Consider the following 24,525-nt stretch of genomic DNA (forward strand, 5'->3'; position numbering starts at 1 on the left):
CAAAGGAGTCACCACAATGTATATCGGGATCGATCTTGGCACATCGGGTGTGAAAGCCATCCTGTTAAGCGAGCAGGGCGACGTGTTAGCAACGCAGACTGAAAAGCTGCAGGTTTCACGCCCGCATCCGCTGTGGTCGGAGCAGGACCCGGAGCAGTGGTGGCAGGCGACGGATCGCGCGATAAAAGCCTTAGGCGAGCAGCACAGCCTGCGCGACGTGAAAGCGCTGGGCATTGCCGGACAAATGCATGGTGCAACGTTGCTGGATAGCCAGCATCGCGTTCTGCGCCCGGCTATTCTCTGGAACGATGGCCGCTGTGCGGAAGAGTGCGCAATCCTTGAAGCGCGTGTGCCCACGTCCCGCGAGATTACGGGCAACCTGATGATGCCGGGCTTCACCGCACCAAAACTTTTGTGGGTACAGCGCCACGAGCCGGAGATTTTCCGTCAGGTGGCGAAAGTCCTGCTGCCGAAAGACTATCTGCGCTTTCGTATGACGGGCGATTTCGCCAGCGACATGTCCGATGCCGCGGGCACCATGTGGCTCGACGTGGCGAAGCGCGACTGGAGCGAGGCGATGCTGGATGCCTGCCATCTGACCCGGGAACATATGCCCGCGCTGTTCGAAGGCTGTGAGGTGACGGGTACGCTGCTGCCAGACGTTGCGGAACGCTGGAATATGCTTGCCGTACCGGTGGTGGCCGGGGGCGGTGATAACGCGGCGGGTGCCGTGGGTGTCGGGATGGTTGAGGCGGGGCAGACGATGCTGTCGCTGGGAACCTCTGGGGTCTATTTTGCCGTCAGCGACGGCTATCGCAGCAATCCCGAAAGCGCTGTGCACAGTTTCTGTCATGCGCTTCCGGGAAAATGGCATTTGATGTCGGTGATGCTGAGCGCGGCATCCTGCCTGGACTGGGCGGCGAAGCTTACCGGCATGGCGGACGTTCCGGCACTCATTGCGGCGGCGCAGCAGGCGGATGACGCGGCGAGTACCGTCTGGTTTTTACCCTATCTTTCTGGCGAGCGTACGCCGCACAACAACCCGGAAGCGAAAGGGGTATTCTTTGGCCTAACCCATCAGCACGGCCCGGCAGAGCTGGCGCGTGCGGTTCTGGAAGGTGTGGGGTATGCGCTGGCCGACGGAATGGATGTAGTGCACGACTGCGGCCTGAAACCGGCGAGCGTCACCCTGATTGGCGGCGGCGCGCGAAGCCCTTACTGGCGACAGATGCTGGCGGATATCAGCGGGTTGCAGCTGGATTTCCGCACGGGAGGGGATGTTGGCCCCGCGCTCGGCGCCGCGCGTCTGGCGCAGATCGCTATGAACCCGGAAAAGCCGCTTTCGCAACTGCTGCCGCAGCTTACGCTTGAACAGGCGCATGTGCCTGACGCGGCAGGACATGCCCGTTATGCAGAAAGGCGCGAGGTGTTCCGCAAAATCTATCAGCAGCTGCTGCCGCTGATGTCATAAACTCGCTTGTCCGACAGAGGCACGAGGATGTCCTTTTTTGGTCTGTGCGTGCCTCTCTTTCCTTGCCAGTATGGTGACACACCCACTGGCGAGGAGATTTATCATGTCACGCATTGCACTCATCAATATTGATACTCAGCAGTCCTTCCATCATCGCCCTTACTGGCAGGAGGGCGACATTCCTGCCTTTCAGCAGGCGATGCTGGGGCTGATTGAAGGCTGCCAGGCGCGCGGTATTCCTGTCGTTGATATTTTTCATGTGGATGAAGACGGCCCCTTCACGCTGCAAAGCGGCTATGTCAAACCGATGGCCTTTTTGCGTCATCAGCCGGATGTGGTTTTCCAGAAACACGTCCATAATGCCTTCACGGATACCGGGCTTGACCGCTGGCTGCGCGAGCGTGATATCAACCAGCTGATTATCTGCGGCATTCGCACGGAACAATGCTGTGAAACCACCGCTCGGGTAGCATCCGATCTGGGTTATGCTGTGACGTTTGTGAGCGAGGCAACGCTGACGTTTCCCATGATGTACAAGGGCATTACCCTGAGCGCAGCGGAAATTCGCCATCGTACCGAGACGGTACTGGCCGGGCGTTTTGCCGAAATTAAAACGGTAGCGGAGACGCTGGAGTCACTGTAATGCGCATCGACGTCTGGTTCGTGATGTTACCCGGGGTACTGGCACTGGATATGTCAGGCCCGGCGGAGACCTTTGTGCTGGCTGGCGACGCGTTTCGTCTGCATTACATTGGGCCGCAACCGGACGTGCCGACGTCGATAGGCCTGACGATGGGCGGCATCCAGCCGTTGCCGGAAAGTCTGCCTCCGGGGAGTCTGCTTGTCCTGCCGGGGGTGAGCGACTCCCGCGTTCAGTTCTCAACGCCGCAGGCGCAGCAGATCCAGCACTGGCTAATGCGCTTGCAGCCGGTCATTCAGCGCCGGGATATCACGGTGATGTGCGTCTGTTCTGGTGCGCTGCTGGCGGCGAAATCGGGCCTGCTGAATAACAAACAGTGCACAACCCACCATGACGTTATCAGCCGTTTACGCACTGTGGCTCCCACGGCGACGATTAAAGAAAACCGCATCTTTGTACAGGACGAGAATATCTGGACCAGCGCGGGGATCACGTCGGGCATCGATCTGGCGCTGCATATGATTAACCGCCTGTGCGGTCCCGAAAAGGCGCTGGCCGTGGCGCGCGAGATGGTGGTCTGGTTCCGCCGTTCCGGTGACGATCCCCAGCTTTCACCGTGGCTGCGCTATCGCAACCATCTTCATCCGGCGATCCATCGGGCGCAGGATGCGCTCACCGCCGAGCCGCAAAAAACGTGGAGCTTGCCTGATATCGCCGCACTGGCGCACGTCAGCCCGCGCCATCTCACCCGGCTTTTCCAGACGCATTTAGGGATTAGCGTCCGCGATTATCTGGAGCAGCTGCGTCTGGCGGTGGCGGAGCAGTGGCTGATGCAGGGGCGCGGCGTGGAACAGGCCTCTCTGGCGGCAGGCTTCTCCTCCCCGCGCCAGTACCACCGCGCCCGGCAGCGCAGCGTTAGCTGACGAAGCGGCGCGCGTCGATTTTTTGCAGCAGCATCGACAGCAGCAGGCTGATAACCAGCGTAGCGGCAAAAATCCAGACGATATCCAGCACCGGCCAGCTTTTGAGCTCAACGCCCCTTGTTCGCAGGGCGTGGATCACCAGCGCGTGAAAACCGTAAATTCCCAGCGAGTGCCGCGAGATAAAGCCCAGCACGGGAAGGGGACGCGCATTCAGGGTGTTTTTAACGAGCGTGAGCAGCGATACGGCACAGATAAAGACCATCGGCCCGCAATACAGATACCAGGTATCGGCAAAATTGCCGCGCCACTGAAGCTCATGTAGCGTCCCGCGTGAAATCACCGCCACGCCGGCGATAAACAGCGCTCCGCAGAGCCAGTTCAGACCGCGCTTTTGCGTGTCCATCATCCCGATGGCGCGCCCCAGCATGCCGTAAAGCACGTAGTAGAAGGTGTCGCCGTTGATATAGAGGTTTACCGGCAACCATTCGAAACCGTCGATTTTCTGCGAGACCGTGTTCGGATTGGCGACGATGCCAATCACCACCATCAGAGCCAGAAGCATTTTCCCGCTGACGTTTTTCACCTGAATGAGCGGAGAGACCAGATAGATAACGATGATGGCGAAGAAGAACCACAGGTGGTAGAAAACCGGTTTTTGCAGCAAATATTTGAGGGATAACCCGGCGTTAATGGAGGTAAACAGGGTGATATAGAGCAGGGCAACGGCGCTGTAGAACCCCAGACAGGCAGCGATGCGGATGAAGTGCCTCGGCTGCGCGCTACGCTCGCCAAAAAAGAGAAAGCCGGAAATCATAAAAAACAGCGGCACGCTGACGCGCGACGCGGAGTTGAGGATATTGGCAATATCCCAGTTAACGGGGCTGATGCTGTGGGCATTCGTGACATACCAGGTCGTCGTGTGGATCATGACCACCATCAGACACGCTATTCCGCGCAGGTTATCAATCCAGTTAATTTTTGACGGCATCAGTTCCTCGTATTCCCTGTAAAGTGAGTGGGACTCCCATCGTCCAAAAGTCTTCGTTTGGAAAATTCTGAGTTTTATGCGCAGGCTTGCCGGGAGACCGCGAGATTCGCAGAATGGCAGACCTTAATCTATAAAAGTGTTGATATTAAAAATAACAGCCGCTGACCAGGACGGTAATAAAAATGATGATGAAGCGTGTGGCATCACTCTTTCTGCTGTTGATGCTGGCAGGATGCAGTGCGCCACAGGAAGTCCCCGTGCAAAAAGCGCAGCAGGGAAAAATAAGCCCGGAGCGTTCGCTGAATATGGAAGCGCTCTGTAAAGAGCGGGCCGCTCGGCGCTATAACTCGGACGTTCAGAAAATTAACGTCATTGGGTTTGAGCGCTTTCAGGGCAGCTATGAGCTTAGAGGGTATACTGCGCGCAAAGAGGGCTTTGTCTGCTCGTTTGATGCGGACGGTCAGTTTTTACATCTCTCCATGCGCTAGCCTGCTCGCATAATCAACAACCAGACGCCACCAGCGTTCTGGCCGGAAGGCTTATTTCCCAATTTTCCCTAAACAACCCCGTTTCGTACTGTATATCTTGCAGCCAGCGGGTATACTGGTCCCTTCCATTTAAAACCACACGTATCCAGCACGAAATACTATGCAAAAGTTTGATACCAAGACCTTCCAGGGCCTGATCCTGACCTTACAGGATTACTGGGCTCGTCAGGGCTGTACCATTGTTCAACCTTTGGACATGGAAGTCGGCGCCGGCACTTCACACCCGATGACCAGCCTGCGCGCGTTGGGGCCAGAGCCAATGGCGACCGCGTATGTGCAGCCTTCCCGTCGTCCTACCGATGGTCGTTACGGTGAAAACCCGAACCGTCTGCAGCATTACTATCAGTTCCAGGTGGTGATTAAGCCATCACCCGACAACATTCAGGAACTGTATCTCGGGTCGCTGAAAGAGCTGGGTATGGATCCAACCATCCACGACATCCGTTTCGTGGAAGATAACTGGGAAAACCCAACGCTGGGTGCCTGGGGTCTGGGTTGGGAAGTGTGGCTGAACGGCATGGAAGTGACCCAGTTCACCTACTTCCAGCAGGTTGGCGGTCTGGAATGTAAGCCAATCACCGGTGAAATCACCTACGGTCTGGAACGTCTGGCCATGTACATTCAGGGCGTAGACAGCGTTTACGACCTGGTCTGGAGCGACGGCCCGCTGGGTAAAACCACCTACGGCGACGTGTTCCATCAGAACGAAGTGGAGCAATCCACCTATAACTTCGAATACGCGGACGTGGACTTCCTGTTCACCTGCTTCGAGCAGTACGAGAAAGAGGCACAGCAGCTGCTGGCGCTGGAGACTCCGCTGCCGCTGCCTGCCTACGAGCGTATTCTGAAGGCCGCCCACAGCTTCAACCTGCTGGACGCCCGCAAAGCCATCTCCGTGACTGAACGTCAGCGCTACATTCTGCGTATTCGTACCCTGACCAAAGCCGTTGCAGAAGCTTACTACGCGTCCCGTGAAGCCCTTGGCTTCCCGATGTGCAACCGAAACAAATAAGAGGCGGCCATGTCTGAGAAAACTTTCCTGGTGGAAATCGGCACCGAAGAGCTGCCACCAAAAGCCCTGCGCAGCCTGGCTGAATCTTTTGCTGCGAACGTGACCGCCGAGCTGGATAACGCTGGCCTGGCGCACGGTAAAATTGAGTGGTTTGCTGCACCGCGTCGTCTGGCGCTGAAAGTGGCAAATCTTGCGGCGTCTCAGCCGGATCGTGAAGTTGAAAAACGTGGCCCGGCGATTGCCCAGGCGTTTGACGCGGAAGGCAAGCCAAGCAAGGCTGCCGAAGGCTGGGCGCGCGGCTGCGGCATCACCGTTGATCAGGCCGAGCGTCTGACCACGGATAAAGGCGAATGGCTGCTGTATCGTGCCCACGTGAAAGGCGAAAGCGCTGAAGCGCTGCTGCCAAACATGATCGCCACTTCTCTGGCGAAGCTGCCGATTCCTAAGCTGATGCGCTGGGGCGCGTCCGACGTACACTTCGTGCGTCCGGTGCACACCGTGACCCTGCTGCTGGGCGATACCGTTATCCCGGCGACCATTCTGGGCGTGGCGTCCGATCGCGTGATCCGCGGCCACCGCTTTATGGGCGAGCCAGAGTTCACCATCGACAATGCCGACCAGTATCCGCAGATCCTGCTGGAACGCGGTAAAGTGATTGCCGACTACGAACAGCGTAAAGCCAAAATTAAAGCGGACGCGGAAGAAGCGGCGCGTAAGATTGGCGGTAATGCCGACCTGAGCGACAGCCTGCTGGAAGAGGTCACTTCTCTGGTGGAATGGCCGGTTGTGCTGACCGCGAAATTCGAAGAGAAATTCCTGGCCGTTCCGGCAGAAGCGCTGGTTTACACCATGAAGGGTGACCAGAAGTACTTCCCGGTTTACGCCAACGACGGCAAGCTGCTGCCAAACTTCATCTTCGTGGCGAACATCGAATCGAAAGATCCGAGCCAGATTATCTCTGGTAACGAGAAAGTGGTGCGCCCGCGTCTGGCGGATGCCGAGTTCTTCTTCAATACCGACCGTAAAAAGCGTCTGGAAGATAACCTGCCGCGCCTGCAGACCGTGCTGTTCCAGCAGCAGCTGGGTACGCTGCGCGACAAAACCGACCGTATCGCGGAGCTGTCCGGCTGGATCGCCCGTGAAATCGGTGCCGACGTTAACCACGCGACCCGTGCGGGCCTGCTCTCCAAATGCGACCTGATGACCAACATGGTGTTCGAATTCACCGACACCCAGGGCGTAATGGGCATGCACTACGCGCGTCACGATGGCGAAGCGGAAGACGTGGCCGTAGCTCTGAACGAGCAGTATCAGCCGCGCTTTGCGGGCGACGATCTGCCGTCCAACCCGGTTGCCTGCGCTGTAGCGATTGCCGATAAGATGGACACCCTGGCGGGTATCTTCGGTATCGGCCAGCATCCGAAAGGCGATAAAGACCCGTTTGCGCTGCGTCGTGCCGCGCTGGGCGTGCTGCGCATCATCGTTGAGAAGAACCTGAACCTTGATCTGCAGACCCTGACCGAAGAAGCGGTGCGTCTGTACGGCGACAAGCTGACCAACACGAACGTGGTGGATGACGTGATCGACTTTATGCTCGGCCGTTTCCGCGCGTGGTATCAGGACGAAGGTTACACCGTCGACACCATTCAGGCGGTGCTGGCGCGTCGTCCAACCCGTCCGGCTGATTTCGATGCGCGTATGAAGGCGGTTTCCCACTTCCGTACGCTGGAAGCGGCATCTGCTCTGGCGGCGGCCAACAAGCGTGTATCCAACATCCTGGCGAAATCCGACGAGACGCTGAACGAGCGCGTAAACGCCGCGACGCTGAAAGAGCCGGAAGAGATCGCCCTGGCGATGCAGGTTGTGGTGCTGCGCGACAAGCTCGAACCGTACTTCGCGGAAGGTCGTTACCAGGAAGCGCTGGTGGAGCTGGCGGAGCTGCGTGATGTGATCGACGCCTTCTTCGAGAAAGTGATGGTGAACGTAGAAGATAAAGAACTGCGTATTAACCGTCTCTCCATGCTCGAAAAACTGCGCGAGCTGTTCCTGCGCGTGGCGGATATTTCGCTGTTGCAGTAATGTGCCCGTTGTAACAAATGCTAAAAACCCGCTTCGGCGGGTTTTTTTATGGGTCTTTTGTAGACCGGATAAGCGCAGCGCCATCCGGCAGGTTTAGCCGATCGCGATTGTGCCTTCGTCTGTCTGCAGCCAGCGCGGTGCCTTCAGCGTATCAGCAAAGTAGCTGACCAGCTCGCACAGCAAATCTTCCATCACGATTTCAGATTGTCGCGACAGTGAGCCGTTCATCAGCATCTGCGTAAGCTCCTGACAGTAGCGCCCCAGCTGATCGCATTCGGGTTCGAAAGCCGGAACGCGTGACGGGAGTTCCTTCACGGTCAGGCTGGCTTTTAAAGCGTCCGGAACAGGTTCCAGAAGCGTGGGTTGCAGAAGATTCAGACAGGCATAAAGTCTGCCGTAAAGCGCCATTTTTGGGGCGGGTTCTTCGCAATCTACCAGTGCGTCGGTAAAACGTTCGCAGTTATCCGCCTGTTCGGTGAAGTCGGTGGCGTGGTTGAAGGGCAGGGTGAATAAAGAATGAGCTTGGGTTGGGGTAGTAGCCATATTGGCAGCCTCCGATAAGTGATAAAGCTTCCACCACCGGAAATGCTAACTTCGCTGGTGGTGGACTGAACAGAGTTAGCATTACCGGCCTTATCGGATACCGGCGCATCTTTCGATGCCCCTGCTCAGCCCACCATTGAGATGTAGCAAAGCATGCTGCACATAATGTGCCGCCGATAAGATAAGCCAGGATGCTAAACCCGGCACCTGATTTTGCAGGTGCAAAGAGAACTTACTGCTCATCAAAACAGGCGGCAATAGATTTGAGCTATGCCACTGAGGATATTACCATTTCTGGAAAGAGACTCGCAAAATTACCGCAATGAAAAACATATTGCGGGCAGAGGTCTTACAGCGACGCTATGGTCCGGCTGTAAATCGCTGAGGCGTTTCCTGCAGGCCGGGGCGAGGCGCATGGATGCGCCGAGAGGGCGGGCTTTACAGGGATGTTACCTCCGCCCGTCCCCGATAAGCCGGAAGGAATAAGCCGAAGGTACCGCGTAGCGGCGATTTACCGCCGGGAGCCCGGGTAGCCAGGGTGGTGGCGACTGAGCCACCCTGGCACGTTCACGGGTATTGTCGTTACAGAGTAGCAAGGAACATAAAGTGAACGGAATGACCACCAGAGTCGTATGCTTCCCCTCACCCCAGCCCTCTCCCTCAAGGGAGAGGGGGCCGTCTGTGCAGGCAATATTTGGTGGGGATCCCTCAGCCCAAAGGGAGAGGGAGTACAAATCGTCCAAAATTTAACCTTGAAATGGTCAACCCATTACCGCTATCCTTATCTCCGTTAAATTTCTCGCTCTGGAGCGCCCCCCAAAAATGAACAAACACGACTGATGAATTTCGATCCTTGCTAAACGCCACCGCGTGGGCAGGGGATGTTTTGATTTCATTCAGGAGTGCTTATGGCTCATTTTGCGCAGCCCCCTTCTTTTATTTTGCATCAGGTCACCTGTCAGTTTGCGACGGGCGATACCCTTTTTGGTCCGCTGAGTTTTTCTCTGGAGCCGTCTCTGTGCGCTCTGGTTGGCCGTAACGGCAGCGGGAAAACGCGTCTGCTGCGTCTGCTGGCGGGGCTTGATGAGCCTGCAAGCGGGCATATTGAACGTACCGGAACACATGTCTATGTGGCTCAGCAGCAGGACATTTTGCCGCACACGACGCTGGCTGAGCTGCTCGGGTACGAGGCCATCTTTTCGGCGCGAGCGCGTATCGACAGCGGCGATTACCAGCCTGACGATCTGGAAATGCTTGATGGATTCTGGGATTTAGCTGAACGTCTTGGCGAGGCGTTTGCCCGGGCGAAACTTCCGCCGTTTGATCCAGATAAGCCAGCCGGTGAGCTCAGCGGCGGCGAGCGTATTCGCGCGCTGCTGTGCGGGGCGTTTACGGCTGAAGCGGATTTCCTGCTGCTGGACGAACCGACTAACCATCTGGATCGACAAGGACGGGTGTGGTTCTACGACCAGTTTGCCCGCTATCAGGGCGGCGTGCTCGTCGCCTCCCATGACCGTGAACTGCTGGCGCAGGTGCCGCGTATTCTTGAGCTAAGCAGCGGCGGGCTGCGCAGCTACGGCGGGAATTATGCGGATTATCAAACCCAGCGCGATGCCGAACAGCAGGCGGCCCGCGCGGCGCTGGAACATGCGGCCACGGAGCGCAAACGCACCCGCGCACGTATGCAAAAAGAGCATGACGACAGCCAGCGGCGCTCGGCGAAAACATTACGCACCGTCGATACCCTGAATATCGCGTCGTTTGAACGCGTCAAATACAAAGGCGCGGCAAAGGAACGTATCGGCGCCTGGAAAAAACAGCACAGCGAGCAAAATGAAGCCCTGAATGCCGCGGTAAACAAGGCGCGTGAGCGGGTTAAGGAAGATAACCCGGTGATGTTTACCCTGCCGGGGAGTCAGATCCCGGAAGGTAAACAGGTGCTGGTGCTGGAAGATCTGGTGCTGCCGCATGTGCCTGTTCCTCCGCTCAGCTGGCGGATGGACGGGCCAATGCGGGTGGCGCTAAAAGGTCCGAACGGCTGCGGGAAATCGACGCTGTTGAAAGCCATCCTCGGCGACATTAGTCCACGCTCGGGAACCTGCAAGGTGTCGGTCAGCTGTGCTTATCTCGATCAGCATCTTTCCCGGCTCGATCTGTCGCAGTCGGTCATGACGCACCTCAACCTGGGCAATACGCCCATGGAAGAGGGTATGTTACGCACCCGTTTAGCCCAGCTTCAGCTGGGGGCCGACAAAGTCTCGCTCCCGCTGGCGGAACTGAGCGGTGGTGAGCGTTTGAAGGCTGCGCTGGCCTGCGTGCTTTGGCGCGGGGAGGCCACGCAGCTCCTGTTGCTGGATGAACCGACCAACCATCTGGATCTGGCTTCAGTGCAGGCTATTGAAGCGGCGCTGGCTGGTTTCCCCGGCGCGCTGCTGGTGGTGTCACACGATGATGCGTTTTTAAAAGGGTTAACGTTGACGCACGAGATGGTGTGGGAAGAGACGGGCTGGCGTTTCGAGAGCCTTTAAACACAAGCCCCCGCAGAGGCGGGGGCGTTCAAACTTTACTACGCTATCTGTTTGCTGAGTGCAGGGTTGGCCTGAATCAGGCGCATCAGCTTTAACTCGGTTGGGGTGGGTTTCTCTCGTTTTGACTCCCACTCCAGCACCATAGCCACGCTGACACCCATCGCTCTGGCGAATTCTTCAGTTTTCAGTCCTGTCCCTTTGCGCAATTGCTCATATTCTGTAAAGGGATTGGATTTTTGTTGCAGGGTAATGGCCTGCGGTACATCTTTAAAAACGATCTGTTCCAGACTGCTCAGCAGCTCAAACTCAGGATCTTTATATTCCATTGAGAACTCCTCTTAAATCTCACATCGTGATCAAGAACATCAGAGAGCCAGTTAAGAATAGTCCCTAATACAAACCGAGGATCGTCACGGCTGTGATTAATCGTGCGGTAACGATCGCTTTACGCGATTCAGCTATCTGGAAAGTTATGCTAATTCCCTGATTAACCATATGTCGGCTTCGCCAGGTATTTTTTTGTAAATAGTAAGAAATAAATCGGCAATAGTCGTTTTACATGAAAAGAGTATCTTGCAAGGCTGACCTGGACTATCCTTGTCAGCGTCGGGCACGCGTGTGCCGGTGTGCGCTTTTTTGGGTGAAAGGAGTAATAAAATGGCGACAGGAAAGTCCTGCTCTCGCTGGTTTGCGCCTATTGCGGCGTTGTTGATGGTTGTTAGCCTGAGTGGGTGTTTTGATAAAGAAGGCGATCAGCGCAAAGCGTTTATCGATTTTCTGCAGAATACAGTGATGCGCAGCGGCGAGCGGTTGCCGACGCTGACTGCGGATCAGAAAAAACAGTTTGGCCCCTTTGTGTCCGATTACGCCATTCTTTATGGGTATTCACAGCAGGTGAGCCAGGCGATGGACTCCGGTATCCGCCCGGTAGTGGATAGCGTGAACGCCATCCGTGTTCCCCAGGATTATATGACTCAGCGCGAGCCGCTGCGCCAGTCCAACGGTGCGCTCGGCGTGCTGAGCCAGCAGCTGCAAAATGCGAAAATGCAGGCTGACGCGTCACGTTCTGCGCTGAAGCAGGGCGAGGATCTTAAACCGGTCTTCGATAAAGTGTATGAGAAAGTAGTGACGAAACCGTCTGAAGCGATACAACCGCTGATTCCGGCCGCGCAGGTCTTCACTCAGCAGCTGGTTCAGGTCGGGGATTTTATCTCGCAGCAGGGGACACAGGTGAGCTTTGTTGCCAACGGCATTCAGTTCCCAACCTCGCAGCAGGCAAGTCAGTACAATACGCTGATTGGGCCGCTGGCCGCCCAGCACCAGGCCTTTAGCCAGGCGTGGGGCGCAGCAGTCGCTGCCACAGAATAAACCGAAAAACCCCGCCTCAGGCGGGGTTTTTTTTCGGCATTCAGAAAATAACGCTTGTCATTCCTCTACCACATCGGTATAACTGTTCGCGTCGGTTTGTTACACAGACCTAAAGCAGTTTAGTAAAGCAGTCCAGATTGTTATCCATAGATACCCTTCGTAGTGACCCTTCCTTCATCGCTTAAAAATCTGTAACGCAATCCATCAAGCCGGAAGGCACAATATATTTGTTAATAAGGTAATTTCTATGTCTGCTAAAATGACTGGTCTGGTTAAATGGTTCAACGCTGATAAAGGTTTCGGCTTCATCACTCCTGACGATGGCTCTAAAGACGTGTTCGTACACTTCTCTGCTATCCAGAACGATGGCTACAAATCTCTGGACGAAGGTCAGAAAGTTTCCTTCACCATCGAAAGCGGCGCTAAAGGCCCAGCAGCTGGTAACGTTGTAAGCCTGTAAGCTTCCAACCCAGTAGCACAAAATTCAAAAACCCGCCTTCTGGCGGGTTTTTTCGTTTCTACTGTTGGATCTGCGGGTTAACGCAGTTCCTGTCTACTTTTCCAGCAAGCGCGGCTATCAGGTTATCTACCGCCGTCGCCGCCATATTGTAGCGCGTCTCGTGGGTAGCAGAGCCGATGTGTGGCAGGGCGACGACGTTTGGCATGCTCAGCAGCGGGGAATCCACCGGAAGCGGCTCCTGCTCAAACACGTCCAGACCCGCGGCGTGGATCTCGCCGTTTTGCAGCGCTTCAATCAGCGCCTGCTCATCCACCACCGGGCCGCGACCCGCGTTGATGAAGATGGCGGACTTCTTCATTTTTTCAAACGCGGATTTGCCAATCAGATGGCGCGTTTCATCCGTCAGCGGCAGGATCAGGCAAACAAAATCGGCTTCCTGCAGCAGCGTATCCAGCTCGCAGTAACGCGCGTTGAAGCGTTCTTCTGCTTCACTGTGATGACGGCGCGCGTTATACAGAATCGGCATGTTGAAGCCGAAATGCGCGCGCTGCGCCAGCGCCAGCCCGATACGCCCCATACCCACGATGCCCAGCGTTTTGCCATGCACATCCACGCCGAACCAGTCCGGCCCAATGCTTTTCGTCCATTCGCCGGCTTTCACACGCTCGGCCACTTCCACCACGCGACGGGCCGTGCTGAGCACCAGCGCCATCAGCGTATCTGCCACGGTTTCCGTCAGGGCATGCGGCGTGTGCATCAGCAGGATTTTACGGGCGTTCAGGGCATCCACGTCGAAATTGTCATAACCCACGGAAACGGTTGAGGTAGCACGAAGCTTCGGCATTTTCTCCAGCAGGGCGACATCCACTTTTTCGCTTGAACCCAGCAAGCCTTCGGCGCTGGCGAACGCATCGGCGTGCTGCGCCACGGTCTCCGGGCTCAGGTTCTTCACCTGCGTAACGGTGAAGTGTTCTTCCAGGCGTTTCTGCAGATCTTCCGGCAGAGCTTTATACAAAATGACGGACGGCTTCATGCTAATCTCCGTTGATTTTTAAGGATTCAGGCGTGGCGTGCGCCGACGAGGTGCTGTTGATTATTAGCAGGCTTAACAATCAAAGTAAGCCACACGGAGGCGAAAAGCGCTACCCCCATAAAGATGTACGACGCGGATGGGCTGCCGGTCACACCGTTCAGGTAGCCGACGAACCAGGATCCGCAGAACGACCCCAGCGCGCCCATACTGTTAATCAATGCCATTGCACCGCCCGCGACGTTACGCGGCAGCATTTCCGGGATGATGGCAAAAAACGGACCGTACGGGGCGTACATGGCGGCACCGGCAATCACCAGCAGGGTATAAGAGGCCCAGAAGTGATTCGCGCCCACCGCCCACGAGCCGATGAAGGCGAAAGCGGCAATCAGCAGCAGCGGCCAGACAAACAGCTTGCGGTTTTGCAGCTTGTCCGACGCCCAGGAGACAACGATCATCGCGATGGTCGCTGCGAGATACGGTACGGAAGAGAGCCAGCCCACTTCCACCATGCCGAGGTTCTCGCCGCCGCTGCGGATAATCGACGGCAGCCACAGCACAAACCCGTACACGCCGATACTCCAGGTAAAGTACTGCGCGCAGAGCAGGATAACGTTGCGGGAGCGGAACGCTTCGCCGTAGTTGCGTACCGCCTTCAGCCCCTGCTGCTCTTTATCCAGTTGCGCCTGCAGCGCGGCTTTTTCATCTTCGGAAAGCCACTTCGCCTGGGCAGGCTTATCTTTTACCAGCACCCACCAGCAGAATGCCCAGATAATTGCGGGTACCCCTTCGATGATAAACATCTCGCGCCAGCCGAAGGACTGGATCAGGTAGCCGGAGACTACCGACATCCACAGTACGGTGACCGGGTTACCGAGGATCAGGAAGGTATTCGCGCGTGAACGTTCAGATTTGGTAAACCAGTTGCTGATGTAAATCAGCATCGCCGGCATGACCGCTGCCTCAACGACGCCGAGGATAAAGCGAATGGCCGCCAGGGCAGGAATATTGTTCACCACGCCGGTCAGTGACGCGCAGGCGCCCCACAGGATCAGACAGATGAAGATCAGCTTACGCACGCTGCGGCGTTCCGCGTAAATCGCGCCGGGGATCTGGAAGAAGAAGTAGCCCAGGAAGAAAAGGGCACCCAGCAGGGATGAAATACCTTTGGTGATACCGAGGTCTTCGGTGATCCCCGCCGCGGACGCGAAGCTGAAGTTGGCACGATCGAGGTACGCCAGGCTGTACGTGATAAACACGATTGGCATGATGTACCACCAGCGTTTTACTGCATTGGTCGAACTGTTCATAGGCTTGCCTCTGTTGTTGAGGTTGTTACCGCCGTTGTCTGTAGGGTACACGGTGGCTTAATTATTTGGTGTGGCATGCTGCCCTCACCCTGGCCCTCTCCCACAGGGAGAGGGAATTTAAACGCCGAGCTCTGCTCGCGTTGGCAATCCTTCGCTGTCGCCCTGCACCTGAATCGCCAGCGAGCCAATCTTATTGCCCCGCGCGACGGCCTGCTGCAGCGGTTTGCCTTCCAGCAGGGCGCTAATGACGCCTACGGCAAAGCCATCGCCCGCGCCGACGGTGTCGACAACGTTCTCAACCTTCACCGCTGCGACCGCGCCCTGTTCGCCGTCGGCCGTTTTGAACCATGCACCATCGGCACCGGTCTTCAGCACTACCGCTTTTACCCCTTGATTCAGATAGAAATCAGCAATGCCTTCCGGCGTATTTTCACCCGTCAGAATCATCCCCTCTTTCAGGCCCGGCAGAACCCAGTCAGCCTGGAACGCCAGGCGGTTCAGCTTCTCGACCATTTCCGCTTCGCTTTTCCACAGCACCGGTCGCAAATTCGGATCGAAAGAGATCGTTTTGCCCAGCGACTTCATGGTCGTTGCCGCATGGTCCAGCAGTTCATAGGAACTGTCAGAGAGCGCCGCTGCCACGCCGCTCAGGTGCAGATGGCGCGCGGAGGCAAAATAGCCGGCGTGGTAATCTTCCGTTGAGAGATGGCTTGCCGCCGAACCTTTGCGGAAATACTCCACGATGGGATCGGTTCCATTCTCGACCTTCGATTTAAGCTGAAAGCCGGTAGGAAAGCGTCCGTCCAGGGTGACGCCTGCGGCATCAATATTCTCTTTTTTCAGCGAGTCGAGAACGAAATGGCCAAAGCTGTCATCCCCCACGCGGCTGACCCAGCCGACGTTCAGACCGAGACGCGCCAGGCCGGTCGCGACATTCAGCTCTGCGCCCGCTACGCGTTTGATAAAGTGCTCAACCGCGCTCAGTTCGCCCGTTTCGGTCGCGACAAACATCGCCATAGCCTCGCCGATCGTGATGGCATCCAGCGTTTTGTGCATGATTTACTCCTCGCGCAGCAGGTTGACGTAATGACGGGTAACGGCGGTTAAATCCGCCCCTTCCAGCGGGAACTCAATACCGCGCGGTGCACCTGCAGGCAGCTGGCCGAGCAGATCCAGCCAGCGCGCGTCTGCGCGGTCCGGCGCCACGGCGCGGAAGTTATCTTTATGCGGAACGGCGGCTTTAACGTGGATATAGCTCACCGCAGGGGCCAGGTGACGTGCGGCCTCTTCGGGGGAGTCGCCGACCCACAGCCAGTTGCCCATGTCGAAGGTCAGCGTGACGGGCAACGCCATTTCCCGACAGACGGCCTGGAAGCGCCGCATGGGCGCGAGCTGCCCGCAGTCGGTCTGATCGTTCTCCACGACAAGCGCCATACCGCTGGCATTCAGCAGGGCGCGCAGGGCGTCGAGAGGCTGTGTGTCGCTGAAACGGCCCAGGGAAACCTTCAGCCACAGGGCGTTAAGGGTGTTGGCCTCAGAGAGATAGCGGGGCAGGTCCGGGTTAAGGGTGCCGTCGGGCATAAACAGGGCGGCGGGCGCGGAGTAGCACGCCAGCAGGTCCATTAGCTCAATGGATTCGCTCAGTGCAGGCAGCGCCAGCAGCTCTTCACTGTTAAACAGTTCGCGGCGGATCTCCACGCCGTCTGCCCCTGCGCCTGCAATAACGGGGAGCATCGCCCGCTGACCGCCTGCCTGTCGCACCTGTTCCGCGCCATACGCGGCGGTGACCACCATGATTTTCCTGCCCATCTTCGGACTCCATCGCAACATATCAATACTATTACGCTAGATGGAACCGGTTCCAAAGAAAAGATCAGGATGTCGAATTTATGATCGCTATCACAAGGGGGAATTAACGGGCGGTGGAGCCGCGAACGATCAGCTCGCCGGAGAAGACCTGCTCGCGTACGGCATCGCGGGTACCTTCAATACGACGAATCACTTGTTCTACAGCGGCATAGCCAATCTGCCAGGTGGGTTGTTTAAGGGTCGTAATACCCACGCCAGCGAGCTCCGCCCACTCCAGTTCATCAAAGCCCAGCAGACCGATATCGCTGCCCCAGTGCAGACCAATGCGCTTGAGCGAGCGGGCGACCTGAAGCGTCAGCGCCCCGTTGGCGGAGATAACGGCTTTGCGCATCCCGCGATGGCGGGTATGGAACTGGCGCAGGGTGTTGTCGATCTGGTCGGCTTCGTGAAGCGGCGTTTCGGCATTTTCGGCGATCGCACCGGGATAACGCGCAAGCGTGGCGCGAAATGCCGCCAGGCGGTCGCGTCGGGTATTTACCATGCCCAGCGGTTCGCTCAGGAAAAGAATCGCTTCGAAGCCCTGTTCGATCAGGTGCTCGGTCGCGGTTGTGGCTGCCTGGGTGTTATCCAGCCCGACGACATCGCAGGCGAATTCCGGGATTTTACGGTCGATGAGGACCATGGGCAGGGAGGACTGCTGCAGGCGGTTCAGGCCCTCTTCACGCATGCCTACTGCGTTAACCACAATCCCTTCCACCTGGTAGCTGCGCAGCAGATCGAGGTAGTGCAGCTCCTGGTCGACTTCGTTGTTGGTATTACAGACCAGCGGCGTGAAGCCCTTCTCGCGGCAGGCGGCCTCGATACCGCTGAGGACGTTGACGGAGTAGGGGTTGGTGATATCGGCGATAATAAGGCCGATCAAACGGGTGCGACCGCGTTTGAGCCCGCGCGCCATCAGGCTGGGACGATAGTCGAGATCGGCAATGGCCTGTTCAATACGCGCCAGCAATGCGTCGGACAGCAGATGTTTCTCGCCGTTAAGGTAGCGCGAAATGCTGGTTTTACCGGTTTTGGCGGCTTTCGCCACGTCGCTGATGGTGGCCCGGGCTGGTTTGCTCATCACTGATTTCCCTGAATTTAGTGAGAATACCTTAGCGGGAAAATCAACGATGGCAAGTGGTTCATGCCGGGGTGTGCGGTCTGTTGCCCTCACCCCGGCCCTCTCCCTCGGGGATTACTGAATCGGGCTCAACGTAATCTCTACGCGGCGGTTTTGCGCTTTACCTTCCGCCGTGCTGTTGCTGGCGATAGGGTTGGCAGGGCCCATGCCGCTGGTGCGGATGCGGTTTGCTTCAACGCCCTGGGTTATCAGGGAGCTGGCCACGGAATCGGCACGCTGCTGAGACAGACGCATGTTCAGATCCTGGCTGCCGGTGCTGTCGGTGTAGCCAATCACGTTCACGGCGGTCTTGTTGTACTCTTTCAGCACCATCGCCACGCCGGTCAGGGTGTTCGCGCCCGCGGGTTTCAGCGTGGCGCTGCTGCTGTCAAAGGTCACGTTGTTCGGCATGTTCAGGATGATGTTATCGCCGCTGCGGGTGACGCTCACGCCGGTTCCCTTCATTTTGTCGCGCAGTTTCGCTTCCTGAACGTCCATGTAATAACCGACGCCGCCGCCCAGCGCCGCACCTGCCGCTGCGCCAATCAGCGCACCTTTGCCGCGATCTTTCTTGGAGGAGGAGAGTGCCCCAACGCCTGCGCCGACCAGCGAGCCGATACCTGCGCCGATGCCGGATTTACCCGCTTCGCGCTCACCGGTGTAAGGGTTGGTTGTGCAGCCTGAAACAGCCAGTGCACCGCTCACCAGAGCGGCAATAACGAGTACGCGTTTTTTCATCTTCTTTCCTTAATCCTTTTTATTCTTTGCCACGGCGAGCGTGGCAGTTGATTATGACGTCCAGATACGGAGAAAATTCCGGGTATAACTCTGAAATTTGTGACAAACCATAAACGGCCTCAACGAGAAGGCCGTAAACCTGCACGCAACCAGGAGCGCACGCTTGAGCACCTCAACAAAAACCATTCTGACCGCCGCCCACTGGGGGCCGATGCTGGTCGAAACCGATGGCGAAAATGTTCTGTCGTCCCGTGGGGCACTGCCAACACAACATCTCAATTCGTTACAGACCGTCGTACGCGATCAGGTGCACAGCAAAACGCGCGTGCGCTGGCCGATGGTGCGCAAAGGTTTTCTGGCCTCGCCGGATAAGCCGCAGGGGATACGTGGTCAGGATGAGTTTGTTCGCGTGAGCTGGGACGATGCGCTGGCGCTGATCCATACGCAGCATAAGCGCATTCGCGACAGCTATGGCCCATCGTCCATTTTTGCCGGCTCCTATGGCTGGCGCTCGAACGGCGTGCTGCACAAGGCCTCGACCCTGCTGCAGCGCTACATGAGCCTGGCCGGGGGCTATACCGGTCATCTCGGGGATTACTCCACCGGTGCGGCGCAGGCGATCATGCCGTACGTCGTGGGTGGGAACGAAGTGTACCAGCAGCAGACCAGCTGGCCGCTGGTGCTGGAGCATACCGACGTGGTGGTGCTGTGGAGCGCCAACCCGCTGAACACGCTGAAAATTGCCTGGAATGCCAGCGACGAGCAGGGGATTGGGTATTTCGACGCGCTGCGCAAAAGCGGCAAACGCATCATCTGCATTGATCCGATGCGTTCTGAAACCATGGATTTCTTCGGCGACAGCGCCGAGTGGATTGCTCCTCATATGGGCACCGACGTGGCGATGATGCTGGGTATCGCCCATACGCTGGTGGAGAACGGCTGGCACGACCGCGATTTCCTCGCCCGGTGCACCTCCGGCTTCGACAAATTCGCCGACTACCTGACGGGCGAATCTGATGGGGTAGTGAAAACGGCAGAGTGGGCCGCGGAAATTTGTGGCGTTCCAGCCGCTAAAATCCGCGAACTGGCGGCACTGTTCCATAAAAATACCACGATGTTAATGTCCGGCTGGGGGATGCAGCGCCAGCAGTTCGGCGAGCAGAAACACTGGATGCTGGTGACGCTTGCCGCGATGCTAGGACAGATTGGTACGCCGGGCGGCGGTTTTGGTCTTTCCTATCACTTTGCGAATGGCGGTAACCCAACGCGTAAAGCGGCGGTGCTGGCGTCCCTGCAAGGCTCGGTGCAGGGCGGCGTGGATGCCGTGGATAAAATCCCGGTGGCGCGAATCGTTGAAGCCCTGGAAAACCCGGGCGGTTTTTATCAGCATAATGGTCTGGACCGCCACTTCCCGGACATTAAGTTTGTCTGGTGGGCGGGCGGGGCAAACTTCACGCACCATCAGGATACCAATCGCCTGATCCGCGCCTGGCAAAAGCCGGAGCTGGTGGTGATTTCCGAGTGCTTCTGGACCGCCTCGGCCAAACATGCCGATATCGTGCTGCCGGCGACCACGTCGTTTGAGCGTAACGATCTCACCATGACCGGCGATTACAGCAACCAGCATATGGTGCCGATGAAGCGCGTGGTGGCCCCGCGTGATGAAGCGCGTGATGATTTTGACGTGTTTGCTGAACTGAGCGAGCTCTGGGAAGCGGGCGGTCGCGAACGCTTTACCGAAGGGAAAAATGACCTGCAGTGGCTGGAGAGTTTCTACCAGATCGCCGGACAGCGCGGTGCGGCGCAGGGCGTGACGCTTCCGCCATTTGCTGAATTCTGGGAGGCGAACCAGATTCTCGAAATGCCGGAAAGCGAACAGAACGCCCGATTTGTCCGTTTCGCCGATTTCCGTCGCGACCCGGAAAACCATCCGCTGAAAACCGAGAGCGGCAAGATTGTGATCTACAGCGAGCGCATCGCCAGCTTTGGATATGCCGATTGTCCGCCACACCCTTCGTGGCTGGAGCCGGACGAGTGGCACGGCAACGCTCAGCCGGAGCAACTGCAGGTGCTGTCTGCCCATCCGGCGCATCGTCTGCACAGTCAGCTTAACTACACCTCTCTGCGCGAGCAGTATGCGGTCGCCGGGCGGGAGCCAATTACGCTGAATACTTTTGACGCCAAAGCGCGTGGGATTGCGGACGGTGACGTGGTGCGCGTCTGGAACGCACGTGGACAGGTGCTGGCAGGGGCGGTGGTCAGCGACGGGATTAAGCCAGGCGTGATCTGTATTCATCAGGGCGCATGGCCCGACCTTGAGCCCACCGAAGGTGGGATCTGTAAAAACGGGGCGGTTAACGTGCTGACCAAAGATCTCCCCAGCTCGAAGCTGGGGAATGGTTGCGCAGGGAACACGGCGCTGGCCTGGGTAGAGAAATATCAGGGCCCGGCGCTTACCTTAACGGCGTTTGATCCGCCTGCCAGCTCATGATCCACGTCGGGTGTTGGGTGTCATCCTGCCAGGCGCTGTCTTCAATGCGAAAGCCCTGAGCATGATAGAAATTCACCGCCCGGACGTTTTTCTGATACACCTCCAGGGTTAAGTGCGGGAAGCGCTGTTGAACATGGTTCAGCAGCGCGCGCCCGATGCCTTTTCCGATATACGCTGGCGTAACGAACAGCGCCCCCACAAACTGCGACTGTATGACGCTGATAAAACCGCGCGGCGTGCCGTTCTCCTCCCAGACCCAGGTTTCGGCGGCGGGAAGGTATTCATCCCGCACCAGCGCTTCGTTCGCTTTCCAGTAGTCGGCGTCGATAAACGGATGCGCCTCGGTGGTGCTCTCAAGCCACAGTCTCAGGAGCTGAGCGGTATTCTCACTGTGCCATTTGCGGATCATGGTTGCCCTCCGGGTGGCAGATGCAGCCCGTAATATGGTCATTGACCAGCCCGCAGGCTTGCATAAAGGAGTAACAGATGGTGGTGCCCACAAACTTGAAGCCGCGTTTTTTCAGCGCTTTCGACAGGGCATCCGAGGCGGGGGTCGAGGTTGGGATCTCTGCAAGCGTGGCGGCCCGCGTCACCTTCGGCTCGTTATCCACAAACGACCAGACAAATGCTGAGAAGGGTTCGCCGTTTTGCTCCATCGCCAGATAAGCCCGCGCGTTACCGATAATGGCCTGAATTTTACCGCGATGGCGGATGATACCGGGATTCAGAACCAGCCTTTCCACGTCGTCGTCGGTCATGGCGGCTACCGCAGCCGGATTGAACCGGTGGAAGGCGTTGCGGTAGTTCTCACGCTTTTTCAGAACGGTGATCCACGACAGACCGGCCTGCTGGCCTTCAAGGCAAATCATTTCAAACAGTTTTTCACCGTCGGTTTCCGGTACGCCCCATTCCTTGTCGTGATAATCGATATAAAGCTGATCCTGGCTTACCCAACCGCAACGTTGCATAGGTCATCTCCCTTCCTGATACGATAAACGCAAAAATTTCAATCTGCCCGGCTTGACGTGTCTGCTAAAGAGACAATAGTTAATACAGGGCTATATGCCCAATACCTCTTCGAACAATGACATATATCGCCGAACTCGGCTCTTTCTGGAGTCGCTTTGATGATGATAAAAAAAATCAGTGGTCGCCATGCTGCTTCTGGCCTGGTGGGCGTTTCAGCCTGCCTGCTTATATGTAACACCGCTTTTGCGTGGCAACAGGAATATATCGTTTCAGATGCACAAAGTAATACGACAGAACGCTATACATGGGACGCCGATCACCAACCTCGTTATGAAGATATTCTCGCGGAGCGTATTAACCATTCGCAGAATGCTGCGGGCTTTGCGTTGAACGACCCATCCGGGTCGGATGCGGAAACTGTTCTGAGCGTTGGCTGGAATTTTCCCGTGGCGGGGCATATCACAACCGGGCCGGTCATGGCGTGGCGCACAGAGGGCACTCCACCCTCAACGGTAAATACGTTTAGTGATACAACCACCGCGCAGTCGCTTACCGAACCCCTCTGGCATGCCAGCGTGAACTCGCTGGGGTGGCGTGTTGATACCCAGTACGGCGATTTACACCCCTGGGCGAAGATCAGCTACAACCAGCAGTCGGAAGAAGAATATTTGTATACCCTGGGCTTAAGCGCCAAATTTTAGGGTTGTTACTTTTTTAAACGCTGCGGTAACATATTTAATACAATAACGGCGAGGGTTGTGGTGATAGTGGTCACTCACCTTTAAACGTTTTCTTTTTCGGCAAGGTCGTTCATTCCCGCTTCCAGGCATTTCATTCCGTTTCTCCTGCATTTCATGCCGTTTTACCCCTGGCGTTTTGGGGTTTTGTTTATCGTGTCCTCAGCGAACTTCCTTAATTTCTCTTGCAGGATACTGCCATGAACACCTCAACCTATAACCGCACGCGTTGGCTGACGCTATTCGGCACCATCATTACCCAGTTCGCACTGGGTTCGGTTTATACCTGGAGTCTGTTTAACAGCGCCTTGTCTGATAAGCTCGGCGCGCCGATAAGCCAGGTGGCATTCTCCTTCGGCTTGCTGAGTCTTGGATTAGCGATTTCCTCTTCCGTGGCGGGCAAACTTCAGGAACGCTTCGGCGTGAAGCGCGTGACCATGGCCTCCGGCATTCTGCTGGGCCTGGGCTTTTTCCTGACGGCGCATTCCAGCAACCTGATGATGCTGTGGCTGAGCGCCGGCGTGCTGGTGGGGCTGGCGGACGGCGCAGGTTACCTGCTGACGCTGTCGAACTGCGTGAAGTGGTTCCCGGAGCGTAAAGGCTTAATCTCCGCGTTTGCTATCGGCTCCTATGGCCTGGGCAGCCTTGGCTTTAAATTTATCGACTCTCAACTGCTGGCGTCCGTTGGCCTCGAAAAAACGTTCATGATCTGGGGGGCTATTGTCCTGGTGATGATTCTGTTTGGCGCCACGCTGATGAAAGATGCCCCGCAGCAGGAAGTGAAATCCGTTAACGGCGTGGTGGAGAACGATTTCACCCTCGCGCAGTCCATGCGTAAACCGCAGTACTGGATGCTGGCGGTGATGTTCCTGACGGCCTGCATGAGCGGTCTGTATGTTATTGGCGTGGCGAAAGATATCGCGCAGGGGATGGTAAAACTGGATGCCGCGACGGCGGCGAATGCGGTGACGGTCATCTCCATTGCTAACCTCTCGGGTCGTCTGGTGCTCGGTATCCTGTCTGACAAAATCGCCCGCATCCGCGTGATTACGCTGGGGCAGGTCATCTCTCTGGTGGGCATGGCGGCGCTGCTGTTTGCACCGCTGAACGAGGCGACCTTCTTTGCGGCGATTGCCTGCGTCGCCTTTAACTTCGGCGGCACCATTACCGTTTTCCCGTCGCTGGTAAGCGAGTTCTTCGGCCTGAACAATCTGGCGAAAAACTACGGCGTCATTTATCTCGGCTTCGGGATCGGCAGTATCTGCGGTTCGCTGATTGCTTCCCTGTTCGGCGGGTTCTACGTGACCTTCTGCGTGATATTTGCCTTGCTGATAATTTCCCTGGCGCTGTCCACGACGATTCGCCAGCCGCAGCGCGAGATGTTAAGCGAAGCGCATGCGTAACGCCTGATGCACCCGTTGTAAAAAAGCGCCCGAGGGCGCTTTTTTTATTTAGCATAAAAACGTAATTAATTGTAACATAAGGAACGGCGGATAAATATGGCGAAGCATTACGCTGCTTTATGAATTGGCAAAAATAATAAATCAATTATATTGATTTATTCCTAATGAAAAGGGTGTTTTTACCCGTTGTTTTATAGCTTTATGATTTTTCTTATTTTTAAGCTCACCTGAAAATTAGCTTTATTTATTCTAATTTTAAAATCTGATTTTCGCTCTATATACTCCATTCCCTCACAGAATGCAGGTTATTCCTAAGGAT

The 24,525-nt window shown here is 56.7% G+C and carries 23 protein-coding genes and 1 pseudogene; 12 read left to right on the forward strand and 12 right to left on the reverse strand.

Going from position 1 to position 24,525, the window contains the following annotated elements; genetic code table 11:
* Positions 1-16 precede the first annotated feature (16 nt).
* The 3 genes from xylB to IM273_RS08070 all read left to right on the forward strand — a co-directional run bounded on the left by xylB (position 17) and on the right by IM273_RS08070 (position 3,034).
* Positions 17-1,471 carry a xylulokinase gene (xylB, locus tag IM273_RS08060; protein WP_193051714.1) on the forward strand — a complete coding sequence of 485 codons (1,455 nt, stop codon included), beginning with the start codon at positions 17-19 and terminating at the stop codon, positions 1,469-1,471.
* A gap of 103 nt (positions 1,472-1,574) precedes the next feature.
* Positions 1,575-2,114: an isochorismatase family protein gene (locus IM273_RS08065; RefSeq protein ID WP_028015071.1), complete on the forward strand. Its 540-nt coding sequence runs from the start codon at positions 1,575-1,577 to the stop codon at positions 2,112-2,114.
* Positions 2,114-3,034 (forward strand): GlxA family transcriptional regulator, encoded by a 921-nt coding sequence (locus tag IM273_RS08070; RefSeq protein WP_045260023.1) that lies wholly within the window; start codon positions 2,114-2,116, stop codon positions 3,032-3,034. Before IM273_RS08065 ends, IM273_RS08070 begins: the two co-directional genes overlap by 1 nt.
* Here the strand turns inward: IM273_RS08070 and IM273_RS08075 are convergent.
* Positions 3,027-4,022 (reverse strand): acyltransferase, encoded by a 996-nt coding sequence (locus IM273_RS08075; RefSeq protein WP_126300638.1) that lies wholly within the window; start codon positions 4,020-4,022, stop codon positions 3,027-3,029. The genes IM273_RS08070 and IM273_RS08075 overlap by 8 nt on opposite strands.
* Positions 4,023-4,204: 182 nt before the next feature.
* Between IM273_RS08075 and IM273_RS08080 the strand changes: the two genes are divergently transcribed.
* The 3 genes from IM273_RS08080 to glyS all read left to right on the forward strand — a co-directional run bounded on the left by IM273_RS08080 (position 4,205) and on the right by glyS (position 7,661).
* A complete protein-coding gene (locus IM273_RS08080; protein WP_028015074.1) occupies positions 4,205-4,510 on the forward strand; it encodes a YsaB family lipoprotein in 306 nt (101 codons plus the stop codon).
* 160 nt (positions 4,511-4,670) lie between these two features.
* On the forward strand, positions 4,671-5,582 hold the full coding sequence (glyQ, locus tag IM273_RS08085; RefSeq protein ID WP_003860141.1) for a glycine--tRNA ligase subunit alpha: 912 nt from the start codon (positions 4,671-4,673) through the stop codon (positions 5,580-5,582).
* Positions 5,583-5,591: 9 nt separating this feature from the next.
* Positions 5,592-7,661, forward strand: a complete 2,070-nt coding sequence (glyS, locus tag IM273_RS08090) for a glycine--tRNA ligase subunit beta (RefSeq protein WP_193051715.1) — start codon at positions 5,592-5,594, stop codon at positions 7,659-7,661.
* A 93-nt stretch (positions 7,662-7,754) separates the two neighbouring features.
* Here the strand turns inward: glyS and IM273_RS08095 are convergent, their stop codons facing one another.
* Both IM273_RS08095 and IM273_RS22680 read right to left on the reverse strand, forming a co-directional pair.
* Positions 7,755-8,165: a hypothetical protein gene (locus IM273_RS08095; RefSeq protein WP_305043626.1), complete on the reverse strand. Its 411-nt coding sequence runs from the start codon at positions 8,163-8,165 to the stop codon at positions 7,755-7,757.
* Positions 8,093-8,317: pseudogene (locus tag IM273_RS22680) on the reverse strand (hypothetical protein); the annotation flags it as partial. The pseudogene IM273_RS22680 and the gene IM273_RS08095, both read right to left, overlap by 73 nt.
* Before the next feature lie 795 nt (positions 8,318-9,112).
* Here IM273_RS22680 and IM273_RS08105 point away from each other — a divergent pair.
* A complete protein-coding gene (locus IM273_RS08105) occupies positions 9,113-10,732 on the forward strand; it encodes an ABC-F family ATP-binding cassette domain-containing protein (RefSeq protein ID WP_193051716.1) in 1,620 nt (539 codons plus the stop codon).
* A gap of 38 nt (positions 10,733-10,770) precedes the next feature.
* On the opposite strand, the gene IM273_RS08110 is transcribed toward IM273_RS08105, so the two are convergent.
* Positions 10,771-11,058 (reverse strand): HTH-type transcriptional regulator, encoded by a 288-nt coding sequence (locus tag IM273_RS08110; protein WP_028015078.1) that lies wholly within the window; start codon positions 11,056-11,058, stop codon positions 10,771-10,773.
* 331 nt (positions 11,059-11,389) lie between these two features.
* Here IM273_RS08110 and IM273_RS08115 point away from each other — a divergent pair, with 331 nt between their 5' ends.
* Entirely contained in the window at positions 11,390-12,100 is a 711-nt protein-coding gene (locus IM273_RS08115; RefSeq protein WP_045260020.1) for a DUF3053 domain-containing protein, read from the forward strand.
* Between the two features lie 247 nt (positions 12,101-12,347).
* Entirely contained in the window at positions 12,348-12,560 is a 213-nt protein-coding gene (gene cspA, locus IM273_RS08120; protein WP_003860775.1) for an RNA chaperone/antiterminator CspA, read from the forward strand.
* A 58-nt stretch (positions 12,561-12,618) separates the two neighbouring features.
* Here the strand turns inward: cspA and ghrB are convergent, their stop codons facing one another.
* From ghrB to IM273_RS08150, 6 genes are all read right to left on the reverse strand, one after another.
* Positions 12,619-13,593, reverse strand: a complete 975-nt coding sequence (ghrB, locus tag IM273_RS08125; protein ID WP_047366950.1) for a glyoxylate/hydroxypyruvate reductase GhrB — start codon at positions 13,591-13,593, stop codon at positions 12,619-12,621.
* Positions 13,594-13,619: 26 nt separating this feature from the next.
* Positions 13,620-14,900: an MFS transporter gene (locus tag IM273_RS08130; RefSeq protein ID WP_028015081.1), complete on the reverse strand. Its 1,281-nt coding sequence runs from the start codon at positions 14,898-14,900 to the stop codon at positions 13,620-13,622.
* A gap of 117 nt (positions 14,901-15,017) precedes the next feature.
* Positions 15,018-15,956, reverse strand: a complete 939-nt coding sequence (locus IM273_RS08135) for a sugar kinase (RefSeq protein WP_028015082.1) — start codon at positions 15,954-15,956, stop codon at positions 15,018-15,020.
* Between the two features lie 3 nt (positions 15,957-15,959).
* Complete coding sequence (locus IM273_RS08140) at positions 15,960-16,709, reverse strand: sugar phosphate isomerase/epimerase (RefSeq protein ID WP_193051717.1); 750 nt, start codon at positions 16,707-16,709, stop codon at positions 15,960-15,962.
* Between the two features lie 103 nt (positions 16,710-16,812).
* Entirely contained in the window at positions 16,813-17,829 is a 1,017-nt protein-coding gene (locus IM273_RS08145) for a LacI family DNA-binding transcriptional regulator (RefSeq protein ID WP_028015084.1), read from the reverse strand.
* A 114-nt stretch (positions 17,830-17,943) separates the two neighbouring features.
* On the reverse strand, positions 17,944-18,606 hold the full coding sequence (locus tag IM273_RS08150; protein ID WP_008502762.1) for an OmpA family lipoprotein: 663 nt from the start codon (positions 18,604-18,606) through the stop codon (positions 17,944-17,946).
* Positions 18,607-18,817: 211 nt separating this feature from the next.
* Between IM273_RS08150 and IM273_RS08155 the strand changes: the two genes are divergently transcribed.
* The gene (locus IM273_RS08155; RefSeq protein WP_255505982.1) at positions 18,818-21,097 is read left to right on the forward strand and encodes a molybdopterin guanine dinucleotide-containing S/N-oxide reductase; all 2,280 of its coding nucleotides are present in this window, start codon (positions 18,818-18,820) and stop codon (positions 21,095-21,097) included.
* Here the strand turns inward: IM273_RS08155 and IM273_RS08160 are convergent.
* Both IM273_RS08160 and tag read right to left on the reverse strand, forming a co-directional pair.
* Positions 21,060-21,506: an N-acetyltransferase gene (locus IM273_RS08160; RefSeq protein WP_028015086.1), complete on the reverse strand. Its 447-nt coding sequence runs from the start codon at positions 21,504-21,506 to the stop codon at positions 21,060-21,062. The two genes, IM273_RS08155 and IM273_RS08160, sit on opposite strands and share 38 nt — an antisense overlap.
* On the reverse strand, positions 21,484-22,065 hold the full coding sequence (gene tag, locus IM273_RS08165) for a DNA-3-methyladenine glycosylase I (RefSeq protein WP_028015087.1): 582 nt from the start codon (positions 22,063-22,065) through the stop codon (positions 21,484-21,486). The genes IM273_RS08160 and tag overlap by 23 nt, the downstream gene beginning before the upstream one ends.
* Before the next feature lie 159 nt (positions 22,066-22,224).
* Between tag and IM273_RS08170 the strand changes: the two genes are divergently transcribed.
* Positions 22,225-22,767, forward strand: a complete 543-nt coding sequence (locus IM273_RS08170; protein ID WP_045260015.1) for a lipase — start codon at positions 22,225-22,227, stop codon at positions 22,765-22,767.
* Positions 22,768-23,003: 236 nt separating this feature from the next.
* Positions 23,004-24,206 carry an MFS transporter gene (locus tag IM273_RS08175; protein ID WP_193051719.1) on the forward strand — a complete coding sequence of 401 codons (1,203 nt, stop codon included), beginning with the start codon at positions 23,004-23,006 and terminating at the stop codon, positions 24,204-24,206.
* The last annotated feature ends 319 nt before the right edge of the window (positions 24,207-24,525 follow it).

It is taken from the genome of Enterobacter cloacae complex sp. P13B (assembly GCF_014895915.1).
Taxonomy (GTDB): Bacteria; Pseudomonadota; Gammaproteobacteria; order Enterobacterales; family Enterobacteriaceae; genus Enterobacter; species Enterobacter bugandensis.

What these genes read in the sequence shown, in the direction of transcription:
- IM273_RS08130 (WP_028015081.1), bottom strand. Translation starts at nt 14,900, where the DNA reads ATGAACAGTTCGACCAATGCAGTAAAACGCTGGTGGTACATCATGCCA.
- IM273_RS08075 (WP_126300638.1), bottom strand. Translation starts at nt 4,022, where the DNA reads ATGCCGTCAAAAATTAACTGGATTGATAACCTGCGCGGAATAGCGTGT.
- tag (WP_028015087.1), bottom strand. Translation starts at nt 22,065, where the DNA reads ATGCAACGTTGCGGTTGGGTAAGCCAGGATCAGCTTTATATCGATTAT.
- IM273_RS08070 (WP_045260023.1), top strand. Translation starts at nt 2,114, where the DNA reads ATGCGCATCGACGTCTGGTTCGTGATGTTACCCGGGGTACTGGCACTG.
- IM273_RS08150 (WP_008502762.1), bottom strand. Translation starts at nt 18,606, where the DNA reads ATGAAAAAACGCGTACTCGTTATTGCCGCTCTGGTGAGCGGTGCACTG.
- IM273_RS08155 (WP_255505982.1), top strand. Translation starts at nt 18,818, where the DNA reads ATGCTGGTCGAAACCGATGGCGAAAATGTTCTGTCGTCCCGTGGGGCA.
- IM273_RS08105 (WP_193051716.1), top strand. Translation starts at nt 9,113, where the DNA reads ATGGCTCATTTTGCGCAGCCCCCTTCTTTTATTTTGCATCAGGTCACC.
- cspA (WP_003860775.1), top strand. Translation starts at nt 12,348, where the DNA reads ATGTCTGCTAAAATGACTGGTCTGGTTAAATGGTTCAACGCTGATAAA.
- IM273_RS08160 (WP_028015086.1), bottom strand. Translation starts at nt 21,506, where the DNA reads ATGATCCGCAAATGGCACAGTGAGAATACCGCTCAGCTCCTGAGACTG.
- IM273_RS08135 (WP_028015082.1), bottom strand. Translation starts at nt 15,956, where the DNA reads ATGCACAAAACGCTGGATGCCATCACGATCGGCGAGGCTATGGCGATG.
- IM273_RS08065 (WP_028015071.1), top strand. Translation starts at nt 1,575, where the DNA reads ATGTCACGCATTGCACTCATCAATATTGATACTCAGCAGTCCTTCCAT.
- IM273_RS08170 (WP_045260015.1), top strand. Translation starts at nt 22,225, where the DNA reads ATGATGATAAAAAAAATCAGTGGTCGCCATGCTGCTTCTGGCCTGGTG.
- IM273_RS08145 (WP_028015084.1), bottom strand. Translation starts at nt 17,829, where the DNA reads ATGAGCAAACCAGCCCGGGCCACCATCAGCGACGTGGCGAAAGCCGCC.
- ghrB (WP_047366950.1), bottom strand. Translation starts at nt 13,593, where the DNA reads ATGAAGCCGTCCGTCATTTTGTATAAAGCTCTGCCGGAAGATCTGCAG.
- IM273_RS08080 (WP_028015074.1), top strand. Translation starts at nt 4,205, where the DNA reads ATGATGATGAAGCGTGTGGCATCACTCTTTCTGCTGTTGATGCTGGCA.
- glyQ (WP_003860141.1), top strand. Translation starts at nt 4,671, where the DNA reads ATGCAAAAGTTTGATACCAAGACCTTCCAGGGCCTGATCCTGACCTTA.
- IM273_RS08115 (WP_045260020.1), top strand. Translation starts at nt 11,390, where the DNA reads ATGGCGACAGGAAAGTCCTGCTCTCGCTGGTTTGCGCCTATTGCGGCG.
- IM273_RS08175 (WP_193051719.1), top strand. Translation starts at nt 23,004, where the DNA reads ATGAACACCTCAACCTATAACCGCACGCGTTGGCTGACGCTATTCGGC.
- IM273_RS08110 (WP_028015078.1), bottom strand. Translation starts at nt 11,058, where the DNA reads ATGGAATATAAAGATCCTGAGTTTGAGCTGCTGAGCAGTCTGGAACAG.
- IM273_RS08140 (WP_193051717.1), bottom strand. Translation starts at nt 16,709, where the DNA reads ATGGGCAGGAAAATCATGGTGGTCACCGCCGCGTATGGCGCGGAACAG.
- xylB (WP_193051714.1), top strand. Translation starts at nt 17, where the DNA reads ATGTATATCGGGATCGATCTTGGCACATCGGGTGTGAAAGCCATCCTG.
- glyS (WP_193051715.1), top strand. Translation starts at nt 5,592, where the DNA reads ATGTCTGAGAAAACTTTCCTGGTGGAAATCGGCACCGAAGAGCTGCCA.